This window comes from Pseudomonas putida (genome assembly GCF_050989985.1).
Classification (GTDB): domain Bacteria; phylum Pseudomonadota; class Gammaproteobacteria; order Pseudomonadales; family Pseudomonadaceae; genus Aquipseudomonas; species Aquipseudomonas putida_AI.
The window spans coordinates 3,382,594-3,405,993 of record NZ_CP158815.1; the positions used below are offsets into that span (position 1 = coordinate 3,382,594).

The following is a 23,400-nucleotide window of genomic DNA, read 5'->3' on the forward strand; positions in this document are numbered from 1 at the left end:
AGCATTGACGAGCGCGCGTTCTCTAAAACCCGGATGCACCTGAATTAATGTGTTTCTTGTGAACAGTTCGCTGCGAATTCCCAGTGCCACGAAGATCCGATGAGCGACGGAACCTGCGGTCAATGGTTTTTTCAGGAATCATCTGCAAGCGACTCACCAAATTCGTAGTCGTTGCAAACGCGCTGCGTCAAGGCACAGCTTGCCGCTTTAAATGAACCATTAAGCAGTCGTCAACCGCCAGCGTTGCGTCTTGGTGCCAAGCGCCAGCTGGGCCACGCCAACTGAAGTACGCGCCGGGAAAGGACGCAAACGCCAACGTCCGACCAGGTTGCCCAGACCCGGGGTTGTTGAGGGTTTCAAACGGCGACCCCGCTGGCGTGAGTCTGTGCCCTGCTCCGCCGGCGTTCAAACCACAGGTAGACCACAGGCGTGGTGTAGAGCGTCAGTATCTGCGACACCGCCAGGCCGCCGACAATCGCAATGCCCAAGGGTTGGCGCAACTCGGAACCTGCGCCGTGCCCGAACGCCAGTGGTACGGCACCGAGCAAGGCGGCCAGGGAAGTCATCAGGATCGGTCGCAAACGCAACAGGCACCCTTCGCGCACCGCATCACGGGGTGACAGGCCCCGCTGTTGGGCCTGCAGCGTGAAGTCGACGATCATGATCGCGTTTTTCTTGACGATACCGATCAGCAAGATGATGCCGATCATCCCCAGTACCGACAGATCCTGGCCGCAGAGCATCAACGCCAGCAGCGCGCCGAAACCGGCCGACGGCAAGGTCGAAATGATCGTCAGCGGGTGAATCGCGTTCTCGTACAGCACCCCCAGCACGATATAAACGGTGAGGATCGCCGCCAGAATCAGCCAGGGTTGCGACTTCAACGAATCCTGGAACGCCTGTGCGGTGCCCTGGAAACTGCCCGACACGGTGTCGGGCATCGCGACCGCCAACGACGCCTGATTGATCGCGTTCACCGCTTCGCTCAACGCGTGCCCCGGTGCGAGGTCGAACGACAGGGTAATCGCCGGGAATACGCCTTGGTGGTTGATGATGATCGGTACCTGTTCGGTCTTGACGCTGGCCAGCAGGTTCAGTGGCACCAGGGCTCCGGAACTTGCACGAACAAACAGATGCTCAAGGGTGGCAGTCGACGTTTGCCAGCTCGGATCGAGTTCCAGAATCACGTGGTTCTGATCAAGCTGGGTGAACATTGTCGCAATCTGCCGTTGGCCAAAAGCGTCATACAGCACATCGTCGATGGCCTGCACGGTCACACCCAGGCGCGCCGCCGTGGGTCGGTCGATCACCAGGGTCGATTGGGCGATGGCCTGCTGTTGGTCTGAGGTGACGCGTTGCAACTGCGGCAACGTCTTGAGTTTCTCCAGAAGCACCCCGGCCCAGTGGTCCAGTTCGACACTGTCCGGGTCTTGCAGGGTGTACTGGTACTGGGTCTTGCTGGCCCGTCCACCGATCTGGATGTCCTGGTTGGCCTGCATGAACACTTTGACCCCGGACAGCACGTCGAGCGCCGGCTGCAATCGGCGGATCACCTCGGCGGCACTCGCGGTGCGCTCGCTGAACGGTTTGAGGTTGATCATCACCTTGGCCTGACTGACGGTCGGGTTCGGGCCGATCCAGAAGTACACCCGGGCCACGGCCGGATCCTGGCCAATGATTTCGGCGGCATGATTGACCTGGGCGCGCATGGCGATGGGCGAAATGTCCGCCGCCGCTTCGGCCACGCCCTGAATCAGGCCGTTGTCCTGTTGCGGGAAGAAGCCCTTGGGGATGCCGACGTACAGCACGGCGGTCGCCACCAGCGTTGCAATCGCCACGGCCAGGGTGATGCGTTGATGGTCGAGCACCCAATCCAGGCTGCGGCGATAACCGTTGTGCAGGCTGTCGAACACTCGCTCGCAGGCCCGGGCAAAGCGTCCCTCCTCCTGGTCGGCGTGGGGTTTGAGCAGCCAGGCGCAGAGCATTGGGGTGATGGTCAGGGACACGATCCCGGACATGATGATCGCCACACTCACGGTCACCGCAAACTCACGCATCAGGCGCCCGACGATGCCGGACATCAGCAGGATCGGCAGGAACACCGCGATCAGCGACACCGTCATCGAGATGATGGTGAACGCTACTTCGCGCAAGCCGTCGACTGCCGATTGCAGGCGTGACTTGCCCATCTCCAGGTGCCGCACGATGTTTTCCATCACCACGATGGCATCGTCCACCACGAACCCGACGGCAATCGCCAGGCCCATGATCGACAGGTTGTCGAGGCTGTAGCCCAGCAGGTACATCACCCCGAACGTGGCCACCAGCGACAACGGAATGGTCAGGCTCGGGATCAACGTTGCCGTGGCCTTGCGCAGGAACACGAAGATCACCACGACCACCAGGGCAATCGACAGCAGCAAGGTGAACTGCATGTCATTGACCGAGGCTTCGATGGTCTGGGTCCGGTCGCCTACGACCTGCACTTGTACATCGCGCGGCAACGAGGCGGTCAGCTCAGGCAGCTTGGCCTTGATCGTGGCGATGGTCGACAAGAGGTTGAAACCCGGCTGCTTGTGGATGTCGACGATCACCGTGGGCTCGGCCCCCAATTGCGCCGCTTGTTGGGTGTCTTCGGCGCCGTCGATCACCCGGCCCAGGTCACCGAGCTTGATCGGCATGCCGTTCTTGTAGGCGATGACCTGATCGCGGTAGTGCTGTGGGTCGAGCAATTGATCCGTCGCACCGAGGGTGATCGAACGGCTTTGGCCATCGAGGGTGCCCTTGGGCTGGTCCAGGGTGCTGACGCCAATCACGCTGCGCACATCCTCCAGACTCAGGCCACGGGCAGCCAGTGCATCCGGGTCGATCTGCACGCGCACTGCGGGTTTCTGTTCGCCGTGAAAATCCACCAGGCCGACGCCGGGCATCTGCGACAAACGCTGGGCAATGTAGTTGTCGGCGTAGCGATCCAGCTCCGGCAACGTGCGCACCGGGGACGTCACCGCCAGCGACATCACCGTACCTTCGGCCGGGTTGACCTTGTTGAAGGTCGGCGCGCTGGACATGGTCTTGGGCAGGTTCGGTGTGGCGGTGTTGATTGCGGTCTGCACATCCTGCGCAGCACCGTCGATGTCTCGCGACAGGTCGAATTGCAGCACCACCTGGGTTTTGCCCGCCGCGCTCGACGAGGTCATCGAGGTCACTTGCGGCACGGCGGCAAACGCACGTTCCAGAGGTGTCGCCACCGAAGACGCCATGGTCTCGGCGCTGGCCCCGGAGAGTTTGGCGGTGACCTGGATGGTCGGGAAATCCACCGTTGGCAACGGTGCCACCGGCAGATGAAAGTAGGCAAAGGCGCCAAGCAGCATGACCCCGAGGGCCATCAGGCTCAGCCCCACGCGCCGTTGAATCAATCCGGCCAGCGCATTCATTGGGCGGCCTCCGCCAGATCGGCCGTGGTGTCGGTCTTGACCGGCGTGACCTTCAGCCCCGGTGCGACGCGAGACTGACCCTGCACCACCACGGTCTCACCGGCTGCCAGCCCCTGACGAATCCATTGTTTGCCATCGACCACGGTACCGACATCGACCAGGCGCGGTTGCACGCGCTGGTCGGCATCCACCACGTACACGAAATTACCCTGACGCCCCAATTGCACGGCATCGGCCGGCACCACGGCCACGTCCTTGCGGGTTTGCACCAGTAACCGGGCGCTGACCAGTTCACCCGGCCAGAGTTTTGCGGCGGCATTGTCGAACTGCGCCTTGAGCTGGATCTGGCCACTGGCGGCGGTCACCTGGCTATCGATGAAACTCAATTGGCCACGGGCGATTTCCTGCTGGCCATCGCGGGTCATCGCCACCACCTGCAACGCGCCTTTGGCGTTCTCTTCGAGAATTTGTGCCAGTTCGTCCTGGGACACAGCGAACGCGACTGAAATCGGATTCATCTGGGTAATGGTCACCAAGCCGGTGGCTTCGGCGCCATGGGCAATCGAACCGACATCCAGCAGACGCTGGCCGGTGCGCCCGGTCAATGGCGCCTTGACCTGGGTGAACTCCAGTTGCAGGCGCGCCGCGTCCAATGCCGCTTGATCCGCCTGCAACGTGGCTTGCTGCGCTGCCAGTTGCGCGCGGTAAGTGTCGACGTCCTGGGTTGGCCCGGCCTTGGCGGCGGCCAGATTGCTGGCGCGGTCGAGGTTGACCTTCAGGTTGGCCAACTGCGCTTGATCCTTGGCGACCAAGGCTTGGGCCTGAGCAACCTGAGCCTGATACACCCGAGGGTCGATCACCGCCAGCAGGCTGCCGGCGGTGACGGTCTGGCCTTCATTGAACAGGACTTTTTGCAGCTCACCGTCCACCCTCACCCGCACATTGACGCTGTTGAGCGCCTGCACATTGCCGATAGCGCTGATCCAGATCGGCAAATCCTGGCGGCTGACCTGGGTCATCTGCACTGGCACTGCACCGCTTGCGGCCATTACCGGCGCGGCATGGGCTTGCCTCACCCATTGAAAACCGCCGATGGCAGCAGCCAGCGAGAGCACCACCAGCCCCCCGAAAATAACGCGACGACGTGGGTTCAAGGCATTCATGGATGAGCCACCTGAGCAGAAGAATTGGAAGCGAGAGTGTCCGGGGAGAAATCCCCGCCCAGGGCGCGGAACAGGCCGACGGCGGCCTGCAAATGCTGGAGGCGTACCTGCAACAGCGTGTCTTCGGCCTGGTATTGGGTGCGTTCGACAATCAGCAGTGTCTGGAAATCGGTGGAGCCAAGGCGGTAGCGCACCTGTGCCAGCCTTGCAGCTTCGCGGGCCGAGTCCACGGCGGACTGGTTCAGTGCGTAGCTCTTGTCGAGTTCACGGGCGGCGCTGAGCTGGGTCTCGACATCCTGCAGGGCTTCAATGATCGACTCGCGATAACTCGACGCCAGTTCCTGGACATGGGCCTGATCGAAATGCAGTTGGCCCTTGAGCTGGCCACCGGCGAAAACCGGTTGGCCGAGGCTGCCGATGACGCTCCAGACTTGCCCGCCGGCGAGCGTGTCGACGCCGCCCAGCAGGTCGAGCGACAGGTTCGGCAGGAACGCGGCCCGGGCGACACCCACGTCGAAATTGGCGGATTTCAGGCGGGCTTCGGCTGCCTGGATGTCCGGACGTTGGCGCAACAAGCCAATCGGCAGGCCGGTGGCGGGTTGCGGCACTTGCAGGGTCTTCAAGCCGTCACTTTGCAGGTGAAAACCCTCGGGCTGCGCGCCCACCAGTACGGCCAACTGGTACAACGCCAGGTCCCGCTGCTGACGCAGGGGTGGCATCGCTGCTTCAAAGGTCTGCATGGCATTGCGCTGCTGCTCGACTTCGAGGTTCGACACCGCCCCCTGGCTGGCCTGGACCTGCACCAGGTCCAGCACCTGCCGCGCATCGTCGGCAATGGATTGGGCCAGACGCAGCCGGTCCTCCAGGGACAGCACCTCGAAATAGCGGTCGGCAATGCTCGCGCCAAGGCTCATGCGCAGGGTTTGCGCATCAAACTCCGTGGCATTGGCCAAGGCATCGGCCGAATCCGCGGCCGCACGCTGTTTGCCCCAGAAGTCCACTTCATAGGAGGCTTGTGCAAACACGCTGCGTTTTTCCGTGGTGCCGTAGTTGTTCTGCCGCTGGTAGTTGCCGCCCAGGTTCAACGCCGGGTATTGCGCCGCGCCGGCCACCTGCGCCGAGGCGCGGGCCTCATCGATACGGCTGACCGCCGCCTTGAGGGTGTAGTTGGAGGCCAGGCCACGGGCGATCAATTGATCCAGCTCGGCGCTGTGAAACTCGCGCCACCACTGGCCGCCCCGGGCCGCCGAGCTGTCGGCCGGGTCATTGAACTGTTGCGCCAGGGGCAACTCGGGCTGCTGGTAGGGTGGCACCATCGAGCAGCCACTCAGCATCAACACGCCGAGCAACGCCAACGAAACGCTTGAAAAATAGGCACCGCGCCTGCTGCGCGCCGCCAAGGTTGAGACCGACATGGGCAAGCTATCCCCCGCTAAAGCCAGTGTGGAGCGATCCACGAATGGGGCGAAGATAGCGAGAGGCGCCTGCCAGAGCGTTCGTCGGCAGATAAACTTTTGTTTAGCCGGGTACCGGTGACGCCTCGAAGCTGTAGCCGGCGCCGGGCACGGTCCGGATCAGCGAGTGCTCGAAACCTTCATCGAGTTTGCGCCGCAAGCGATGGATGTGTTTGTCGATGACGTTGTCGTTGGGGTCGAAGGCGTAGTCCCAGGCACTGTCGAGCAGCATGTCGCGGGTCACCACCTGCCCGCTGTGGCGCATGAGTTTCTCCAGCAACAGCGCTTCGCGATGCTGCAAGGCAATCACCCGGCCCTGGCGCACGGCGGTGCGTGTGGCGCAATCGAGTTGCAACTCGCCCACCTGCAACTGGCGCGCCGCGCCGGCGACCGGATCGCGCCCACGCAACAAGGCGTCGAGCCGTGCCAGCACCTCAGCGAACGCATAGGGCTTGGCCAGGTAGTCATCGCAACCGGCCTGCAGGCCTTCGACCTTGTCGGCGGTGGACGCCTGCGCGCTGAGCATCAGGATCGGCACCCGCAGTTGCTGCTTTCGCACAGCCTTGATCAGGCCGATACCGTCGAGGCCGGGCAAGCGGCGGTCGACGATCAGCACGTCGTGGATCTGTTCAAGGGCCATGCCCAGGCCACTGTTGCCATCGCTGGCGATATCGACGACGTGACCGCTTTCACTCAACCCGCGCAGCAGGTAGGCGGCTGTCTGGGCGTCGTCTTCAACCACAAGAATGCGCACGGCGGCTTCTCCGTAAATCAAACCTAAACTTTTGTTTAGCTGACGGGGACGTGGCACCGCCGCCAGCTTTGTCACACTATGACACCTCTGCCCGATCAAGTGAGCGGTTCACCTGCCATGACCCACGTTCTGGTCGTCGAAGACGACTTGCCTACCTGCCGCGAAATCGAAGCCGCCCTGTGTGACCACGGCTTTACAGTGAGCTGTGTCCACAACGGTCGCGAAGGTCTGCTCAAGGCCTTGAGTGAACCGTTCGACCTGATCGTCCTGGACCGCATGCTACCCGGTGGCCTCGACGGGCTCGGCGTGCTCACAGCCCTGCGCGCCGCAAGCGTGAGCACCCCGGTGTTGATCCTCAGTGCCTTGAGTGCGCTGGATGAACGGGTTCGCGGCCTGCGTGCAGGCGGTGATGACTACCTGACCAAGCCCTTCGAATTCATCGAGCTGACCGCACGCCTGGATGCCTTGAACCGGCGCCGCGCCGAACCGGTCGCCGAAGCCCGGGAAACGCGTTTACGGGTCGCCAACCTGGACATCGACCTGCTGAGCCGGACGGTCCGGCGTGGTGACCGGGTCATTGATCTGGTACCCCGCGAGTACGCGTTGCTTGAGCACCTGATGCGCCATGCAGGGCAAGTGGTCACGCGCACCATGCTGTTCGAAGCGGTGTGGAACTACGCCTACGACGAGCGCACCAACGTCATTGAAGTCCACATGGGCCGTTTGCGGCGCAAGATCGACGGTGAAGATGAACCGTCGATGATCCATACCATTCGTGGAGCCGGTTATGTCCTCCGTTCGCCTGAGTGAGATCCCGCGCACCATCAGTTTTCGCACCGGCCTGATGTTTCTCGGGCTGTTCGGCTGTTCGTTCCTGGCGCTGTTCGGCTACGTCTATTGGCAAACGGCGTTCTACCTGAAGACCGAAGCCGACACCGCGCTGTATCGCCAGGTGGAAAACCGCAGTGCACAGGACCCCGAGTTGCAACTTCGGGAAATCCGCAATCATGCCGTGCAGGATATCGAAGCGCGCCTGCCCCATAGCCTGTTCGACGCACAAGGCCGGTTCATTGCCGGGGCCATCCGGCAGCTGCCACCCTTCTCCGCCTACGACAAGCCCCAGGAGTTCGACTGGCGCAAGGCCAACGGGCGCCAGCGGCCGATTCGCTTCATCGTCCATCGCCTGGCCGATGGCAAGACCTTGCTGGTGGCCCAGGACATCCACGACATCCGCGAATTCGATGAGCTGCTGATCAAGGCGCTGGTTTCCGGTGGCGTGTTGTTGCTGGTGGTCGGCCTGTTCGGCGCGGTGGCGTTGGGCTATTCGGCCCACCGGCGACTGGACAAGGTCAGCCGCTCGATCAAGGGCATCATCGAAGGCGACTTGACCGGCAGGCTGCCAATCCAGGGCACCAACGACGACATCGACCGCCTGGCCTCGGTGGTCAACGGCATGCTCGATGAACTGGAGCGCCTGATGAGCGAGGTCAAGGGTGTGTGCGACGACATCGCCCATGACCTGCGCACCCCGCTCACCCGCCTGATCGCCGGCCTTGAGCGCACCCAGCGGCGCGGCCTGGATGAAGCGCAATACGCCGCCAGCATCGATGCGGCGCTGAACGAGGCCAAAGCTTTGTTGCTGACCTTCAAGGCCTTGCTGCGCATCTCGGAAATTGAAAACAGTGCCCGCCGCAGTCACTTCGCGACGCTGGACCTGAACCTGATCAGCGCCGATGCCGCCGAACTGTATGAGCCACTGGCCGAGGAACGCGGCATCAGCCTCACGCTCAACGAAAGCCCGTCACCTGCGATCATCTCCGGGGACGCACAACTGTTGTTCGACGCGATCTGCAACTTGCTGGACAACGCCATCAAGTTTTGTCCCGACCATAGCCGAGTGAGTCTGTCGGTGATCGCGGATCACGGCACGGTCGGGATTCGGGTCACGGACAACGGACCGGGCATTGCCCCAGGTGAGCGCGAAGCCGTGTTTCGTCGGCTGTACCGTGCCGAAGCGAGCCGGCACACGCCGGGCAATGGCCTGGGGTTGAGCATGGTCTCGGCCGTGGCGCGCCTGCACGACCTGAAACTGACCGTCAGTGATGCAGCGCCTGGCTGTCGGATCGATCTGCTGGGTAAAGCGGCGTTGGCGGGCGCATCTGCGCCTCATAGCCTTGTCTGAGCGTCATAAAAAGCGGCTTTTTACCGGGAGCTCTGTGCTAGGCAGGCAGAGCGTGCTCCTGTTCCAGCTGTCTCTGAACTGCGGTTAGCGAATCACCTGCCTCCTGGACCGCGGATCTGATGTCATCCCGGGACACTCCAAATTTGCCCGCCCAAAACTCAAGTTCGGATTTATCCCGAATGTTGATTCTGATCTCGTCTGTTCCGCGTGATGGCTGTCGCTGTTCCATTGGACTTTCCAAACCTGGTCGAGAGTAAGCAGACAGAGTAATCGGATTAGATGGAAGCATTACGTTTTTGTGAAAGAAATGTGAAGCCCGTATTTATCTCCCCTCGCCTCCTCAAAAAAATCACCCCGCTGCCAACCTGTCGAAAAATTCATTTTGCGGAGAACAGGGCGAAAGGCCGTGAGCGTCAGGATGAGTCCAAGCCAACCAACACCGTGTTGGCTCAACTCAAAACTGGAGAACACTCATGAACAGACTTAAAGCCCTTTTGATCGCGACCTTGATGACTGCCTCTGTGGCTGCAATGGCAGAAGGCGGCGGCGATACCGTGATGGCCAAGATGGAAACCGCCAGGGCAACTGCCATGGCCGCGTATCAACAGTCAGACTCTACTGCAGCTACCGCCACGGCCAGTAACCACACCACCTCTTCCGACGACGTTTCGCGCTCGAATTGACGGTACTTATGTCCCGTCGACTTTGAGAAAGCTTGCGCGATTTCGCTTAAATCATCGAGGTTCCACAGGTTATGACCCAACCACTTCCAGCGACAGCCAACTACAGCATTGCGTTGGTTAACTACAAAACACTTGATCTGACCAAAACCTGTCTCACGCTTCTGCAGGAGGCCCTGCGCGGGACAGGTGTACCGGTGATTGTGGTGGATAACCACTCCGACGATGCGAGCAGCGAGTACTTGCGCACACTGGACTGGATTGAACTGATCGAACGCAAGCATGCCGGCCCCGAAGCGGGAAACATTGCCCATGGCCGGGCACTGGATCTCGCTTTGGCACGGGTTGAAACCGAGTACCTGTTTTTGTTGCACACCGATACGTTCATTTACGATCCCGCGGTTTTCGCCATGATGCTCGACCAATGCACGGGGCAACGGGAAGTGGCAGCGGTTGGCTGCCTGGAGCAACTGGATCGGGGGGGCGCTCGCTCGGCCTGGCGACTGGCTTCACGTTTTTGCAAACACCACACTCGCCGCAGCCTGCTGGCGCTGGGTGTCCAGGCAAGAGCGCCGAAGCCGTATCGAGAAAAGCACTTGAAGAGTTTTTGCACGCTATGGAATGCAGCGCTCATCAAGCAACAGGGTTTTCACTTTCAAATGGACGAACGTAATCCGGGTTATGAACTGCAGGATCGAATGACTGCCTTGGGCTACCAGGTACGTTTTATTGCACCGCGAAAGATGTTCCGTTACCTGGATCACATCCAGAGCGGCACGGTATCGGCGATGGGCGGTTATGCACGCAATCACCGCAGGGTCCGGATGTACGAGCAAATTATCCAAGGCAAAACCCTGGGAGCCTGATCCCAGGCTCAGCGAACTTGAACTCAGAAAGATCAATTCTGTTCGCGGTCCACCTCAACCCGCCGGCATGGCCTCGGGAAAATGCCAGCTGCCGTCCAGTACGCTGGCATGCGGCTTATAAAGCCGGCATGTTCAACTCGGCCTGCGCAGCCGTGAATCCACCACACTTCACGACAATGGAAAAAAATGCGCAGCAGGCGCAAATAAACGGGGGGTGGCCGGCGGCACTGATCATCCAGTCAAAGTATCGAGCGAATGGTTCCACCTTCAATGCGCATGGCCATGCCGTTGAGTGCCGGCGATGCTGCAAGGTGCAGGACACTGCAGGCCACTTCTTCGGGCTCGATCATGCGCCTGATCAGGGAGGTCGGTTCGGTTTCATCAAAGTAGTCGTGCACCACCTGTTGCGCCGAGATGCCCTTCTCTTGCGCGATTTCCCGGTGATAGCGCTTGACCGCCTCGGTATAGGTAGGCCCGGGCAGAATCGAGTTGACGCGCACCGCGGTGCCCTTGGTCAACTCCGCCAGTGCCCTGGCAATACCCAGCAGGCAGGTTTTCATCGCGCCGTAGTGAACAATCCACGGCTGCGGCTTGACGGCGGATTCACTGCTGATAAACACGATCGACCCTTGTCCGCGATCGAGCATGCCCTTCATCACAAGGCGAGTCATGCGTACGCCGCTCATGACATTGACGTTGAAGTAATGAAACCACTGGGCGTCGTCGGTTTCGAAAAAGTCCCTGACCTCGAATATCCCGACATTATTGATCAGGAAATCGATCGGGCCGGACTCCTTGGCCAGGTTGACCAGGCGTTCCGCCGCCCCGTCCTGCGTCAGATCGGCAACCAGGCCCTTGCTGGATTCGCCCAGTTCTTCCACCGCCGCACTCACTTCGTGTGCCGAGAGCCCGCTGATGACAACACGTGCGCCTTCGAGGATGAAGCGCTGGGCGATGGCCTTGCCAATGCCGGTCGCCCCGCCGGTGATGAGTGCGGTCTTGCCAGTCAGTTGATAGTCCATGAAAGCTGCCTTGTTTGTTGTTATGCGCAAAATGTTGCCCCAGGCTCGGGCCGAAGTCTTTCAAGGGTTGCTGAAGACTGCTTTAACAAAACTCTGAAAATGGAGGCTTGACCTGCCGTCAGGAAGGTTTCAGATGCGGGCCAATTCGCTCTAACAGAAAATCAATGAAAACCCTGACCCGATGAGGTAGTTGCTGTCCGGGACCGATAAACACTGCATGAATCGCCTCGGTTTCACCGCTGTTGAATGGCTCCAGCAACGGCACCAAACGCCCCGACTCGATATCGGCATTGATATGGAAGCTCGCGAGTCGAGCGATACCCAACCCCGCCAGAGCCGACTGGCGCATGCTCTCGCCATCACTGAGCAAGGCATTGCCTTTGGGTTCAATTTCGATGCGCTGGCCATCGGCATCTCGATAGACCCAGGCTTGCGAATGACGATGAAACCCAAAGCTCAGCCGATTATGTCGCTGCAGGTCATCCAGGGTTTTCGGCTGGCCGTGGCGTGCGATGTACGCCGGTGATGCCACCGTGATCATTCGGCTTTCACCCAGTCGGCGCTGAACCAGGCTCGACTCCTTCATCGGTCCGGTACGTATCGCGACATCCGCGCGTCGTTCCAGTAGATCCACGACGGTATCGGTCAGCTCCACGTTCAGGGTGATGTCCGGGTACGCAGCCAGAAAATCCGGTAGCTGCGGTAGCAGGCAATGCAGGCCAAAGGGAAGATTGGCATTGACCTGAATCAACCCGCTGGGTTTGGCCACATTGCCGATATCACGCTCGGCAGAGTCAATCAGTTCAAGAATCCGCTGGCATTCATTGTTGAACCGCTCGCCTTCGGCCGTGAGCTCCAGGCGCCGGGTGGAACGATGAAGTAAACGTGCACCGAGTCGCGTTTCCAAACGGGCGATCAACTTGCTCACCGCCGAGGGCGACATGTCCAGGCGCCGGGCGGCCTCTGAGAAAGTCCCCGCACTGACGACCCGGGTGAACACTTCCATCTCGCCGGAACGGTTGATGTCTTTGAGATTTAGCATGAACTATATTCACAGATACTTGTAGTTAGAGCAGTCTAGCTCATAAACGGACCCCATCGTATCGTGAAGAGATTCCTTGACCAGGAATGACCGCGCCTTTGCTTCGCGTAGAGGCCGGGCAAACTCAAGATACGAAGGAGACAGAACATTGAAAATTTTCGTTACGGGCGTGACCGGTTACATCGGCGGTTCGATCGCCAAATACCTGGTGGATGCGGGTCATGAAGTCAGTGGCCTGCTGCGTAACCCTGAACAGCGCAGTGCGCTGCTGGCGCTGGGCATCACCCCGGTGCTCGGCACCCTGGATGACGCTTTTATCCTCAGCGAACAGGCGCGTGCTGCCGACGCGGTGGTGAATGCGGCCAACTCGGATCATCTGGCCTCGGTTCAAACCTTTATCAGCGCCCTGAGCGGCAGCGGCAAAGTACTGCTGCACACCTCGGGCTCCAGTGTTGTAGGCGACGATGCCCGCGGTGCTTATGAGCGTGCCGAGATCTTCACCGACGAGACGCCATTCACCCCCATGGACATCCGCAAGGACCGGGTCCACATCAACCAGGTCGTGCGGCGCGCAGGTGTCGAACAAGGTATTCGCAGCATCGTGTTTTGCCCGACCATGATCTACGGCGAATCGTTGGGGTTGCCGGCAAAAAGCGATCAACTGCCCAAGCTGTTCGCACAATCGCGTAAATATCGCGCCGGCGCCTATATGGGGGCCGGGGTCCATCGCTGGTCCAACGTGCACATCGAAGATCTGGCAGAGCTCTATCGCCTGGCCATCGAAAAGGCGCCATCGGCCTCGTTGTTCTTCGCCGAAAACGGCGAAGCATCCTTCCTGGAAATCGCTGCGTCCATCAGTAAGTCCCTTGGTTTTGGTGGCGAGATTCAAAGCTGGCCGGCGGATGATGCAATCGCCGAGCTTGGGGATTGGGCGCGCTTTGCCATCGGCTCAAACAGCCGCGTACGAGCGGTCAATGCGCGCACTCTGCTTGGCTGGAAGCCCAAGCGCGAATCGATTTTGCAGTGGATCGAAAACAGCGGAGTCCAGTGGTAATAACCGCTGACTGTCGCGATTCTGAAAGCTCACTTCGGTGAGCTTTTTTATGCGCTGCAGAATGCTTTTCCCTGGCAAATCACATCCATAAAAAAACGTGCAACCAGGGTGATCTTCAATGAAGACCCTCGTTGCACGTCAGGCCCAACAAGCCTAAAGGGGAAAACCGGTATGGCGTTACTGCCGATCAGTCAATCAGGTTGACCTGTGGGAGCGAGCCTGCTCGCGAAATCGATGTATCAGGCGAAATCATCGGCGACTGACACACCATCGCGAGCAGGCTCGCTCCCACCCGATATCCTGGCTCAGGCCAGCACCTCCAGCGCTACGCTTTCGATACCCGCCGCATCCAGCCGGTAATGCCGATAGAGGTGAGTCGGCGGCGCAATGAGGCTGTACTCGTCGTAGATTCCGTGACGTCGCACTTTCACCCCGATGCCCTCCTCCGCGATCACTTCACACACTGCACCACCCAAACCGCCAATGATGTTGTGTTCTTCAACGGTAAGAATCGACCGACTGTTGCGTGCCGCGGTCAGTACCGCCTCACGGTCCAGCGGCTTGATGGTGGTCATATCGATCACGCCCACCGAACGCCCGGCGGCATTCAAGGCTCGCGCCGCTTCAAGGGCGGGATGAACCGTGGAGCCGGTCGCGATGATGGTCAGTTCATCGCCGGTCAGGTGTACGGTTGCCTTGCCGAAGACAAAGTCGGGAACGGTTTCATACACCACCGGATCACGGCCGCGCTGAATGCGGAAGTAGATCGGTTGCGGGTAGTTGGCCGATGCGAGTATCGCAGCCTTGAGTTGATTCCCGTCGGCTGGAGCGACCACCGTGATATCGGCAATCGAACGCATGATCGCCAGGTCTTCGGTGGCATGGTGCGAGGTGCCGTAGAAACCCAGGGAAATCCCCGCATGGTGGCCGATCAGGCGCACCGGCAAGGCTGAGTACGCTACGTCCATACGGATCTGCTCGCAGCACAGCAATGGCAGGAAGGACGCAAAGGTTGCCACGAACGGCTTCATCCCCACTGCCGCCATCCCGGCGGCGGCAGACACCATGTTCTGTTCGGAAATGCCGAACTGCACAAATTTTTCCGGATGCAGTTCGGCGAACTTTGACAGGCCGTTGGAGTATTGAAGGTCAGCGGTACCGGCAACGATCGGCTCGCCTCTTTCAACCAGTTCGATCAAGGCGTCCGACAGGGCATTCAAGCTTGGTGTCTGGCTATTCAGTTCCCGGTACTGCCAGGAGTTGTTCGACAGCGGTGCGGTATTCATGAGTTAGATCACCTTGCTTTTGATTTCGTCGATAGCACGTTGTGCGTCCTCGGGATCGAGATACCCCAGGTGCCAACCCGGCTCGGTTTCCATGTAGGAAACCCCTTTGCCCTTGACCGTATTGGCGATGACGCACACAGGCTGCGTGCGCGTCGTGTCGGCCTTGAGGCGTCGCAGCAGGCGGGTGACTGCCGCGAGATCATGGCCATCGACCACATGGGTTTCCCAACCAAACGCAATCCACTTGTCCGCCAACGGCTCGATACCGATGACGTCGTCGACATTGCCGTCGAGCTGATAGCCATTGCGGTCGATGATCGCCACCAGGTTTGCGGTTTTATGGTGGGCCGCCGACAGCGCCGCTTCCCATACTTGCCCCTCCTGCATTTCCCCGTCACCGAGCATCACGTAAGTGGTGAACGACTTGCCCTGCATCCGCCCGGCCAGGGCCATGCCCAGGCCGCCGGACAGCGCGTGACCGATGGAGCCTGAGGAGAAATCCACGCCAGGGACTTTGCGCATATCAGGGTGGTCGCCCAGCGGATTGCCCAGACGCGTGTAGTTGTCGAGGATTTCCTTGGCGAAGAAGCCCCATTCCACCAGCACCGGAAACAAGCCGACGGCCGCATGCCCCTTACCCATCATGAAGCGATCGCGGTCGGGCCATTTGGGCTCGGCGAATCGCAAGTCCATCACGTCGTAATACAGCGCGGCGAACAACTCGGCGGCGGAAAACACCGACGTGTAGTGGCCCACCTTGGCGATCTCGATCAGCCGGATGGTTTCCAGGCGAATGAACTGGGCTTTTTCCCGCAGGCGAGTCAGTTCTTTCTCGGTCAGTTCAAAGGCGTGATCCGCGTTGTCGCGGAAATCTGTCAAATCAGTCATTTGTCGTGTCCAGGCGCATTACTAAAGTTTCGGCCGCATCCGCGATGCGGCCGTACACAAGCCCAGCGCAATCGGGCGATTACTGCGCTTTCAAACGGGGTGTCATGTAGTCGTTGAGGCGCGGCATGACCTGCTGCGCGGTCAGTTGCATAGAGCGCCGCCACAGCGCTTCGTCGTCCCACTCGTGGAACGTGGTCATCAATGTGCCGAACGGCCCGGTCTGCTCACTGAACGCGACCAGTTGCTCGGTGACGGAATTGACGTCGCCGTAAATCACCATTTCCTTGATGCAGTGATCGACCGTCACTTCCTCGTCGGTCATGTCGGGGCGGGTCTTGAAGATCTTGGTGTAATGGTTGGTGGCCAGGTTATCGATCATGTAGTCGAAATAGCGCCGCAGCGTGCAACTCTCCTGCGCCAGATAGTCCTCCGCCTGGGCCTGGGAGTCGGCAACGAACACCGAACGGGCCACGCGCCAATTGTTGGCATCGGCCTTGATCCCCGCACTTTCCGCGCCCTGGCAGTAAGCCAGCCAATGGGACGCCACTGTTGCCGTCGGGTTGAAGTTGGCGGACATCAGGTCCCAATCCTTGGCGCCCGCCAGTTTTGCGGTGCCGGAAAACGGACTCATGGCCGTGGTTGCCACCCGTGGAAACGGCTTCTGGAATGGCGTCGGCATGTAGCCGATCTCCAGTTCGTGGTGCACCGAGTCCTTGAGGCTGACCTGGTAGTGCTGCGAGGAAAAATCATAGGGTGCGCCCGAGTTCCAGATCGCGCGGATCATCTCGTAGCACTCCACCATCATCTGCCCACGGTCCTTGCCGTTGCTGCCGTACACCTCGAAGTCGGAAGCCAGGCCACCCGGGCCGATGCCCATGATGAAGCGCCCCTTGGACATGTGGTCGAACATCGCGGCATCGGCGGCGATTCGCGCCGGGAAATGGTGCGGCAGATTCAGCACACCGGTGCACAGTTTCATGCGTCGGGTCAGCGGAATCAGGGTGGACAGAAATTGCAGCGCATTGGTAATCGGCTCGGTGCGTTGTGACGTGTGTTCACCGACCCAAAGCTCATCAAAGCCGACGCTGTCGGCATGGACGGCACAAGCGATGTCCTGATCGTACATCTCGTGATAGTCCCAGCCCTTGTGATGAAGGGGCTGCATGAACATGGCGAGTTTCATGTCGTTCTCCTGCTGTTTTCAGTGACCGGTGCGCTGCGAAACTGTTTTCGCTGCACACCTTTTTCATGACGTGCGCTCGTTTCGCAGGCGTGCCAGTGCCCGCGCTGCAAGTCGCAACGTTCAAGGAATGGGTTGAATGTCCGGGGCAATTGGTGCCTGGCGTCAGCACGCACAAATGCCCCTCAATGCTTTATTTGCGTTTCAACTTCCGTGCAGCAACCAGCCGCCGTCCACCAGCAAATCGATGCCTGTCACATAGGACGAAAGCGGCGAAACCAGGTACAGCACCGCATCGGCGATCTCCCAGGGCTCGGCGGCCCGGCCCAGGGCGATGTTGCCCAGCACGTTGTTCTGCCGGTGCTGCTCGAGCAGTTCCGGCTCCAGGTTGCCCGGTGTCGCGGTCAAGCCTGGCGAGATCGAATTGACCCGAATGTTGAAGGCACTCAAGTCCTTCGCCAGGCTTCGGGTCATGGCCAGTACCGCTCCCTTGGAAGCGTCATAAGAGCAGTGATTGGCCATGGGCCGGTGACCGCAAATCGACGACAGATTGACGATCGCCCCGGCGCGTTTCTGCCGGCGCATTTGCCGTTGCGCGGCCTGAGCCCCCAGGAATACCGCCCGCGTATTGATCGCGTGAAGCCCGTCCCAGAAGCCCGCATCGACGTCATCAATTGCCTTGAGCGGGTAGATGCCAGCGTTATTGATCCAGATATCCAGGCCACCGAAACGCTCGATTGCAGTGTCCGCCAACCCTTGAATGTCACTCGGACGACTGACATCGACAGTGTGAAAGGCCACAGGATATCCAGCCTCGATCAACTCACCGCTGCGCTCTGGCGCCAGACTGCCGATCAGCACATTGGCCCCTGCTTCGGCCAGGCGCCGGCTGATGGCGAAACCGATGCCGCTGCTGCCGCCGGTGACGACGGCGGTTTTACCGGACAAATCCAGCAATTGGGCAAAGGGGCGATACGGCAGCGCCTGGTACGGATCCGACATGGTCGATCCTCCTCGATTAATATCCGTCATCACGCGGTGGCCAGGGTCATGATGCTGTCGGGAGCAATCTGCGGCCGATGCAGAATGCCTTGGGAACAACCGCGCGCCATGACCATGACCCGATGGGACAGACCGATGACTTCCTCCAGGTCGGAACTGACGACAATCACCGATACCCCCGTTTTTGCGAGATTGATGATCAGCTCGTAAATCGCCGCGCGTGCGCCCATGTCGATGCCTCGGGTCGGTTCATCGAGAATGATGACCTTGGGGTTACGCGCAATCCATTTGGCGATCACCACTTTCTGCTGGTTGCCGCCGGACAGCTTGTCGAGCATCTGCCCCGCCACGCCCTTGATCCCCAGCGCCGCAATGCGTTCACGAGCGAATGCCGCTACCCGGTGATTGGCCATGACGCCGCAGGAGCTGAGGCTATCCAGGTTGCAGTAGGCCAGGTTCTCGGCAATCGTCTGGCTCAGCACCACGCCTTCGGATTTGCGGTCCTCCGGAATCAGCACGACACCGGCATGGATCGCCGCCAGCACGTTGTTGGCCGGCAGCACCCGATCCCCCAGCATCACCCTGCCCTGGCTCAGCGCACTCAACCCGGCGATCGCCTGGACCAGCTCCGTTCGACCGGCACCGACGATGCCGGCAATGCCGAAAATCTCCCCGGCCTTCACTGAAAACGACACATCGTGAAAGCGCCCGGCCTTGTCCGACAGCTGCTCAACGTTCAATACCAGCGCATCCCCGGGGGGCGGCAACTCCGGAAACAGGCGGTCGATCGGGCGTCCCACCATCTGCGACACCAGGACGCCGACATCAGTCGCGCCGCTGTCGTGACGTGCGATCAGGTGACCATCGCGCATGACCACGACCTTGTCCGCGATCCGGGCGATCTCGTCCATGCGATGACTGATGTAGATGAAGGACACGCCCTCGCTCTTCAGTTCTTCGATCTGTTTGAACAACAGGTCGGTTTCATCCTTGCCCAGCGCAGCGGTCGGCTCGTCGAGAATCAACAGACGCGAGTTGAGCGTCAGGGCCCGGGCGATTTCCACCAGTTGCTGGGCGGCGATTTTCAGTTGCCGCACCGGTGTGTCTGGCGAGATATCCAGGCCCAGGCGCCGCAGTTGCTTCTCTGTTTCACGGAACATCTTCTTGCGGTCGATGATGCCGTCGCGGGTCGGCAGATGACCGAGGAAAACGTTCTCCGCCACGCTCAAGTCAGGCAGCAGGTGGACTTCCTGATGGATCATGTTGATCCCCAGCGCCATCGCCGCCCCCGGTCCATTCGGCGCATAGGGCTCACCGGCCAGGAACATCGTGCCTTTGGACGGTGTCAGCGCGCCGGCGACGATCGAGGAAAAGGTCGACTTACCCGCGCCGTTTTCCCCCAGCAACGCCACCACTTCTCCATAGCCGATATCGAGGCTGATATCTTCCAGCACCCTGACCGAGTTGAATGACTTGCCGATGTTGCTTGTACGGAACAACGGCTCCCGGGCGGTATTGATCGCACTCATGACTTGCCCTCCCTTCACCGATCTCAAGGATGTTGCTCAAGGAAGGTGGCTGCGTTTTCGCGGGTGGTGACGAAGGCCGGCAACAGCTGCGTCTTGGTCACCGGTTTGCCTTGCTGCAGATCGACGGCGGTACGCAACGCGGTACGTCCCATTTCCACGGCTTGCTGTGTGATGGTCATGTCCAGTTTTCCATCGCGAATCGCTTCCAGGGCCGATGGCAGGCCGTCATAACCGAACACCCAGACCTTGTGATCGATGTTGGCCACCTTGACCGCCTGAACCGCACCGAGCGCCGGCGCATCGGAGCGACCGATGAACACGTTGATCTTCGGGTTCTTCTGCAGCATGTCCTGGGCGACCTTGAAGCCGTTGTCCTGCAGCCAGTCTGTCGGTTTGCGGTCGATGATCTTCATCTCCGGAGCCTCGGACAGCACCGCATCCAGGCCTTTGGCCCGAGCGACTTCCGTGGAGTCGCCAAGCGTTCCTTGCAGCAGCCCGATTTCAGCCTTGCCACCCGTCAACTTGATCATTTGCCGGGCCAGCTCGCCCGCTGCGGCCAGGTTGTCGGTGGAGATATAGGCATCGCATTCGACGTTTTTCGGAAAGTTGTCTATGCAGATCACCGGCACACCCTGCTGTCGCGCCAGACGCACGGGTACAGCGGAAGCGGCACTACCCGTGGCGGTGTAGAGCAGCACATCGATGCCTTTGCTCAACATGTCCTGAATCTGGCTGACCTGGCGTGCGGGATCAGCCTGCGCATCGGCCACCAGTACATTCTTGATGCCGAGGGTCTTGGCTTGCTCCATGACGCCGTCCCGGACCATCAGGTAGAACACCCATTGCAGGCTGGGAATTGACATCCCCACAGTGATTTCGTCCGCAGGTTTGCCTTGTGCGTAAGCGCCGGCCGACATCAGGCAGCCCAGCAAGGGCAACCACAGGAAACGAAGCGAAATAGCAGACAGGTTCATGGTTATTACCTTTTTATTGTGTGTGTGGAACGAGGCCGGTTCTGGTCAACGGCCCGGGATCAGTCAGCCTTGCGCTTGAGCAAGTCGAGCATCACCGCGAACGCGATCACCGCGCCGATGACCACTTGCTGGACGAAGGGGGAAATGCCAGCCAGGTTCAGGCCATTGCGCAGAACGCCGATGATCAACACGCCGATGATCGTGCCGACCACACTCCCCGCGCCGCCCTTGAGGCTGCCACCGCCGATCACCACGGCCGCGATCACATCCAGCTCGTAGCCGACACCCGCGCCGGCGCCGGCGGTGTCCAGGCGGGAGGTCATGATGATGCCGCCCAGTGCCGCACAAATGCCGGAGATGATGTACACCGCGCTGGTGTAGCCCCTGACCCGGATGCCAGCGAGTTTGGCGACCTTGCTGCTGCCGCCGATGGCATACAGGCTGCGACCGGGCACCGTGAACTTGAGAACGAACCAGAACACCAGCGCCAGCACCACGAAGCAACTGACGGTGAGCGACAGCACGCCGCCGTAGCGAATAACCGAGAGGTTGCTGAACCATTCCGGGAATCCGCTGACTTGCGCACCGTCCGTGACCATGTAGGCCAGGCCACGGGCAATGGACATCATCGCCAGCGTCGCAATGAATGATGGGAGGCCAGCCCGAACCACCAGCAGGGCCGTGGTCGAGCCACACGCCGCACCAACGGCTATCGCTCCGAGCATGGCCACCCACATCGGCAAGCCGAGCACCTGTTCCAGCCAGCTCATGACCATGATCGCGACTGCCAGCACGGCACCCACTGACAGGTCGATGCCACCGATGAGAATCACCAGCGTCATACCCAGCGCCATGATGCCCAGCACCGTCACTTGATCCAGCACATTGAGCAGGTTGCTCAAGGTCAGGAAACTATCGGTAAAGAAGGTTAATACGGCACATAGCAATAAAAGTCCGACCATCGGACCTGCCACGCTGTTGTCCAGGCCGACCCACTTAGGAATCGAGCCGGGCAGTCTTGTTTTTGCCAACAACTGATTGTTCATACCCACATCCACTTCTTATGTAGTTGTTATAAGATCGAGCAGTGCGCGACAACGATGAATTAACGACCTAACTCCCGATAACGCCCCTCCATATATAAAAGTGGCTCGCTCAGTGATTGCGTGATCACATCAATGACATTGCCGATAATCACAGTGTGTGTACCGTGTTCAATCTCCTGGACCACTTCGCAAAAGATCGCGGCCTGGGCGTCCGCCAAGTAACGAATACCGTGGACCCCGGTACGCCAATCACCGTCGACAAAGCGTCGTTCGCGCAGATCGGGCTGGCTGAAGATCTTGCAGATTGGCTCGTGCCGGCTTTGCAGCATGTTCACGCAGAACAGCCCGGAACGCTTGATGATCGGAGAGGCGCTGGCGCTGCGGTTGACACAGACAAGCGCCGACGCCGGGTCCATCGATACCGAGGAAAAGGCGGTCGCGGCCAGGCCGTGGTGCTGACCGTCGTCGTCACGTGTAGTGATCAGGGTTATGGAAGAGGCAAAGCGGCCCATTGCCATTTTGAACTGACCGGCCAGGTCTATTGAAGGGGCGGCCTCTTGATATTGAACACGCATAGCATAAACCCTCTTTTTATTGTGACTCACAGGCACTGACTTGCATTATTAACAATCAACCGAACTTTTCTATTCGATTTTGGGAAATTGACTCTTCACTGAAATTGAAAGATGAACCCAACAACAAACATATTTGAATTCGCTTCACAGATGCCCTGAAATCCCTGTCCCAAAGCCTTTGCGCATTTATTCGCACTAACTGTCGCTTCTTTGATTAGATGGTTTTTGCTGAATAATTGGCTGATACTTTGCGAACAATAAAATGCAACTTTCACGAGGCTGAATCCCCATGGTCGATCGATTGCAGGACATGCGGCTGTTTCGTCTCGTCGTCCAGACAGGTTCACTTTCAACGGCGGGTCGGCAGATGGGCCTGTCGCCAGCCGCCATGAGTGGTCGACTCAAGGCGATGGAGGACTTCTATGGATTGCGCTTGCTCAAGCGCAACACCCGAAGCTTGAGCCCTACCGCCGAAGGGCAACTGCTGTTTGAAAATGCGCAGAAAATTCTCGAGGAGGTCGACAACCTCGACAGCATCATCAAAAACGGCCACAGCGATTTGCTGGGCACCATTGGCCTGACGTGCCCTACGGATCTTGGGCGGCAGTGGATCAGCCAGTTGGTCGACAGCTTCATCAGTGAAAATCCCCATATCCGCATTCGCCTGTTTCTCACCGACCGCGTACTGGACTTTGTCGAGTCCGGATCGGACATTGCGATCAGGTTCGGCGACCTGCCGGACAGCACACTCATCGCCCGCTCCCTCGGCGTGGACCGGCATATCGTTTGCTGTTCACCGCAGTATCTTGAGCAGCACGGCGCACCGCTGACCCCCGAAGACCTGCAGCATCACAATTGCCTGGTACACCTGAGTGCGGATTTCACACTTGACCGGTGGCGGTTCATGGACAAAGGCGTGTCGACCACCGTTCAGGTCAAGGGCAATCGGCTGGCCAATGACGGATTCACCCTGCGTCAATGGGGCGTTCAAGGCCTGGGGATCATCTGGAAGTCGGTCTGGGAGGTGGCGGACGACATACAGGCCAAACGGTTGATCCCGCTGCTTGAAGACTACCAATGCCCCAGCACCGGGTTTCACCTGCTGACCGAGGGTGGAAAAAAGCTGCCGTTACGGGTCAAGGCCTTCGTCGATTTTGCCGTGCAGTACTTCAAGAAACAGGACGCCTATGAGGGATTTCGTCCGCAGTAGGCTGAACAGCCAGTAAACAAATCATGAGAGCTCAACATCACCCTCGGCACGTCCTGCAC

The 23,400-nt window shown here is 59.8% G+C and carries 21 protein-coding genes and 1 pseudogene; 6 read left to right on the forward strand and 16 right to left on the reverse strand.

All coding sequences use genetic code 11. The annotated features are described in order from the left end of the window. Positions 1-356: 356 nt before the first annotated feature. The 4 genes from ABTV29_RS15670 to ABTV29_RS15685 all read right to left on the reverse strand — a co-directional run bounded on the left by ABTV29_RS15670 (position 357) and on the right by ABTV29_RS15685 (position 6,805). On the reverse strand, positions 357-3,434 hold the full coding sequence (locus ABTV29_RS15670; protein WP_433771708.1) for an efflux RND transporter permease subunit: 3,078 nt from the start codon (positions 3,432-3,434) through the stop codon (positions 357-359). After that, positions 3,431-4,597 (reverse strand): efflux RND transporter periplasmic adaptor subunit, encoded by a 1,167-nt coding sequence (locus ABTV29_RS15675; protein WP_433765245.1) that lies wholly within the window; start codon positions 4,595-4,597, stop codon positions 3,431-3,433. Before ABTV29_RS15675 ends, ABTV29_RS15670 begins: the two co-directional genes overlap by 4 nt. Continuing rightward, entirely contained in the window at positions 4,594-6,012 is a 1,419-nt protein-coding gene (locus tag ABTV29_RS15680; RefSeq protein WP_433765247.1) for an efflux transporter outer membrane subunit, read from the reverse strand. The genes ABTV29_RS15675 and ABTV29_RS15680 overlap by 4 nt, the downstream gene beginning before the upstream one ends. A gap of 103 nt (positions 6,013-6,115) precedes the next feature. Continuing rightward, complete coding sequence (locus ABTV29_RS15685; protein WP_433765249.1) at positions 6,116-6,805, reverse strand: response regulator transcription factor; 690 nt, start codon at positions 6,803-6,805, stop codon at positions 6,116-6,118. 117 nt (positions 6,806-6,922) lie between these two features. Here ABTV29_RS15685 and ABTV29_RS15690 point away from each other — a divergent pair, with 117 nt between their 5' ends. Both ABTV29_RS15690 and ABTV29_RS15695 read left to right on the forward strand, forming a co-directional pair. Then, complete coding sequence (locus ABTV29_RS15690; protein ID WP_433765250.1) at positions 6,923-7,615, forward strand: response regulator transcription factor; 693 nt, start codon at positions 6,923-6,925, stop codon at positions 7,613-7,615. After that, a complete protein-coding gene (locus ABTV29_RS15695) occupies positions 7,593-8,987 on the forward strand; it encodes an ATP-binding protein (protein ID WP_433765251.1) in 1,395 nt (464 codons plus the stop codon). The genes ABTV29_RS15690 and ABTV29_RS15695 overlap by 23 nt, the downstream gene beginning before the upstream one ends. A 37-nt stretch (positions 8,988-9,024) precedes the next feature. On the opposite strand, the gene ABTV29_RS15700 is transcribed toward ABTV29_RS15695, so the two are convergent. Further along, a complete protein-coding gene (locus ABTV29_RS15700) occupies positions 9,025-9,276 on the reverse strand; it encodes a DUF3606 domain-containing protein (protein ID WP_433765252.1) in 252 nt (83 codons plus the stop codon). Between the two features lie 184 nt (positions 9,277-9,460). On the opposite strand from ABTV29_RS15700, the gene ABTV29_RS15705 reads away from it, so the two are divergent. Both ABTV29_RS15705 and ABTV29_RS15710 read left to right on the forward strand, forming a co-directional pair. Beyond that, complete coding sequence (locus ABTV29_RS15705; RefSeq protein WP_433765254.1) at positions 9,461-9,670, forward strand: co-regulatory protein PtrA N-terminal domain-containing protein; 210 nt, start codon at positions 9,461-9,463, stop codon at positions 9,668-9,670. Positions 9,671-9,741: 71 nt separating this feature from the next. After that, complete coding sequence (locus ABTV29_RS15710) at positions 9,742-10,533, forward strand: glycosyltransferase (RefSeq protein WP_433765255.1); 792 nt, start codon at positions 9,742-9,744, stop codon at positions 10,531-10,533. A 127-nt stretch (positions 10,534-10,660) separates the two neighbouring features. Here ABTV29_RS15710 and ABTV29_RS15715 read toward each other — a convergent pair. From ABTV29_RS15715 to ABTV29_RS15725, 3 genes and pseudogenes are all read right to left on the reverse strand, one after another. Next, positions 10,661-10,736: pseudogene (locus ABTV29_RS15715) on the reverse strand (helix-turn-helix domain-containing protein); the annotation flags it as partial. Between the two features lie 36 nt (positions 10,737-10,772). Beyond that, complete coding sequence (locus ABTV29_RS15720; RefSeq protein WP_433765256.1) at positions 10,773-11,555, reverse strand: SDR family NAD(P)-dependent oxidoreductase; 783 nt, start codon at positions 11,553-11,555, stop codon at positions 10,773-10,775. 118 nt (positions 11,556-11,673) lie between these two features. Continuing rightward, positions 11,674-12,597 (reverse strand): LysR family transcriptional regulator, encoded by a 924-nt coding sequence (locus ABTV29_RS15725; protein ID WP_433765257.1) that lies wholly within the window; start codon positions 12,595-12,597, stop codon positions 11,674-11,676. Positions 12,598-12,745: 148 nt separating this feature from the next. Here ABTV29_RS15725 and ABTV29_RS15730 point away from each other — a divergent pair, with 148 nt between their 5' ends. Further along, positions 12,746-13,651 (forward strand): NAD-dependent epimerase/dehydratase family protein, encoded by a 906-nt coding sequence (locus ABTV29_RS15730; RefSeq protein WP_433765259.1) that lies wholly within the window; start codon positions 12,746-12,748, stop codon positions 13,649-13,651. A 305-nt stretch (positions 13,652-13,956) separates the two neighbouring features. Here ABTV29_RS15730 and ABTV29_RS15735 read toward each other — a convergent pair whose 3' ends face one another. The 8 genes from ABTV29_RS15735 to ABTV29_RS15770 all read right to left on the reverse strand — a co-directional run bounded on the left by ABTV29_RS15735 (position 13,957) and on the right by ABTV29_RS15770 (position 22,131). Continuing rightward, entirely contained in the window at positions 13,957-14,937 is a 981-nt protein-coding gene (locus ABTV29_RS15735) for a transketolase family protein (RefSeq protein WP_096512036.1), read from the reverse strand. Between the two features lie 3 nt (positions 14,938-14,940). Further along, positions 14,941-15,825, reverse strand: a complete 885-nt coding sequence (locus tag ABTV29_RS15740; protein WP_433765261.1) for a transketolase — start codon at positions 15,823-15,825, stop codon at positions 14,941-14,943. A gap of 79 nt (positions 15,826-15,904) precedes the next feature. After that, positions 15,905-17,008, reverse strand: a complete 1,104-nt coding sequence (locus tag ABTV29_RS15745) for an LLM class flavin-dependent oxidoreductase (RefSeq protein WP_433765263.1) — start codon at positions 17,006-17,008, stop codon at positions 15,905-15,907. A gap of 201 nt (positions 17,009-17,209) precedes the next feature. After that, on the reverse strand, positions 17,210-18,007 hold the full coding sequence (locus ABTV29_RS15750) for an SDR family NAD(P)-dependent oxidoreductase (protein WP_433765265.1): 798 nt from the start codon (positions 18,005-18,007) through the stop codon (positions 17,210-17,212). A gap of 29 nt (positions 18,008-18,036) precedes the next feature. Continuing rightward, positions 18,037-19,536: a sugar ABC transporter ATP-binding protein gene (locus tag ABTV29_RS15755; RefSeq protein WP_433765266.1), complete on the reverse strand. Its 1,500-nt coding sequence runs from the start codon at positions 19,534-19,536 to the stop codon at positions 18,037-18,039. A gap of 23 nt (positions 19,537-19,559) precedes the next feature. Further along, entirely contained in the window at positions 19,560-20,510 is a 951-nt protein-coding gene (locus tag ABTV29_RS15760; protein WP_175390146.1) for a sugar ABC transporter substrate-binding protein, read from the reverse strand. Between the two features lie 59 nt (positions 20,511-20,569). Next, a complete protein-coding gene (locus ABTV29_RS15765; protein ID WP_433765268.1) occupies positions 20,570-21,556 on the reverse strand; it encodes an ABC transporter permease in 987 nt (328 codons plus the stop codon). Between the two features lie 59 nt (positions 21,557-21,615). Next, on the reverse strand, positions 21,616-22,131 hold the full coding sequence (locus ABTV29_RS15770) for a flavin reductase family protein (RefSeq protein ID WP_433765270.1): 516 nt from the start codon (positions 22,129-22,131) through the stop codon (positions 21,616-21,618). Between the two features lie 289 nt (positions 22,132-22,420). Between ABTV29_RS15770 and ABTV29_RS15775 the strand changes: the two genes are divergently transcribed. Then, the gene (locus ABTV29_RS15775) at positions 22,421-23,341 is read left to right on the forward strand and encodes a LysR family transcriptional regulator (protein WP_433765271.1); all 921 of its coding nucleotides are present in this window, start codon (positions 22,421-22,423) and stop codon (positions 23,339-23,341) included. Positions 23,342-23,400 lie beyond the last annotated feature (59 nt).

Coding starts and splice junctions, on each gene's coding strand:
- ABTV29_RS15670 (WP_433771708.1), bottom strand. CDS start 3,434: ATGAATGCGCTGGCCGGATTGATTCAACGGCGCGTGGGGCTGAGCCTG.
- ABTV29_RS15675 (WP_433765245.1), bottom strand. CDS start 4,597: ATGAATGCCTTGAACCCACGTCGTCGCGTTATTTTCGGGGGGCTGGTG.
- ABTV29_RS15680 (WP_433765247.1), bottom strand. CDS start 6,012: ATGTCGGTCTCAACCTTGGCGGCGCGCAGCAGGCGCGGTGCCTATTTT.
- ABTV29_RS15690 (WP_433765250.1), top strand. CDS start 6,923: ATGACCCACGTTCTGGTCGTCGAAGACGACTTGCCTACCTGCCGCGAA.
- ABTV29_RS15695 (WP_433765251.1), top strand. CDS start 7,593: ATGTCCTCCGTTCGCCTGAGTGAGATCCCGCGCACCATCAGTTTTCGC.
- ABTV29_RS15700 (WP_433765252.1), bottom strand. CDS start 9,276: ATGCTTCCATCTAATCCGATTACTCTGTCTGCTTACTCTCGACCAGGT.
- ABTV29_RS15705 (WP_433765254.1), top strand. CDS start 9,461: ATGAACAGACTTAAAGCCCTTTTGATCGCGACCTTGATGACTGCCTCT.
- ABTV29_RS15710 (WP_433765255.1), top strand. CDS start 9,742: ATGACCCAACCACTTCCAGCGACAGCCAACTACAGCATTGCGTTGGTT.
- ABTV29_RS15720 (WP_433765256.1), bottom strand. CDS start 11,555: ATGGACTATCAACTGACTGGCAAGACCGCACTCATCACCGGCGGGGCG.
- ABTV29_RS15725 (WP_433765257.1), bottom strand. CDS start 12,597: ATGCTAAATCTCAAAGACATCAACCGTTCCGGCGAGATGGAAGTGTTC.
- ABTV29_RS15735 (WP_096512036.1), bottom strand. CDS start 14,937: ATGAATACCGCACCGCTGTCGAACAACTCCTGGCAGTACCGGGAACTG.
- ABTV29_RS15740 (WP_433765261.1), bottom strand. CDS start 15,825: ATGACTGATTTGACAGATTTCCGCGACAACGCGGATCACGCCTTTGAA.
- ABTV29_RS15745 (WP_433765263.1), bottom strand. CDS start 17,008: ATGAAACTCGCCATGTTCATGCAGCCCCTTCATCACAAGGGCTGGGAC.
- ABTV29_RS15750 (WP_433765265.1), bottom strand. CDS start 18,007: ATGTCGGATCCGTACCAGGCGCTGCCGTATCGCCCCTTTGCCCAATTG.
- ABTV29_RS15755 (WP_433765266.1), bottom strand. CDS start 19,536: ATGAGTGCGATCAATACCGCCCGGGAGCCGTTGTTCCGTACAAGCAAC.
- ABTV29_RS15760 (WP_175390146.1), bottom strand. CDS start 20,510: ATGAACCTGTCTGCTATTTCGCTTCGTTTCCTGTGGTTGCCCTTGCTG.
- ABTV29_RS15765 (WP_433765268.1), bottom strand. CDS start 21,556: ATGAACAATCAGTTGTTGGCAAAAACAAGACTGCCCGGCTCGATTCCT.
- ABTV29_RS15770 (WP_433765270.1), bottom strand. CDS start 22,131: ATGCGTGTTCAATATCAAGAGGCCGCCCCTTCAATAGACCTGGCCGGT.
- ABTV29_RS15775 (WP_433765271.1), top strand. CDS start 22,421: ATGGTCGATCGATTGCAGGACATGCGGCTGTTTCGTCTCGTCGTCCAG.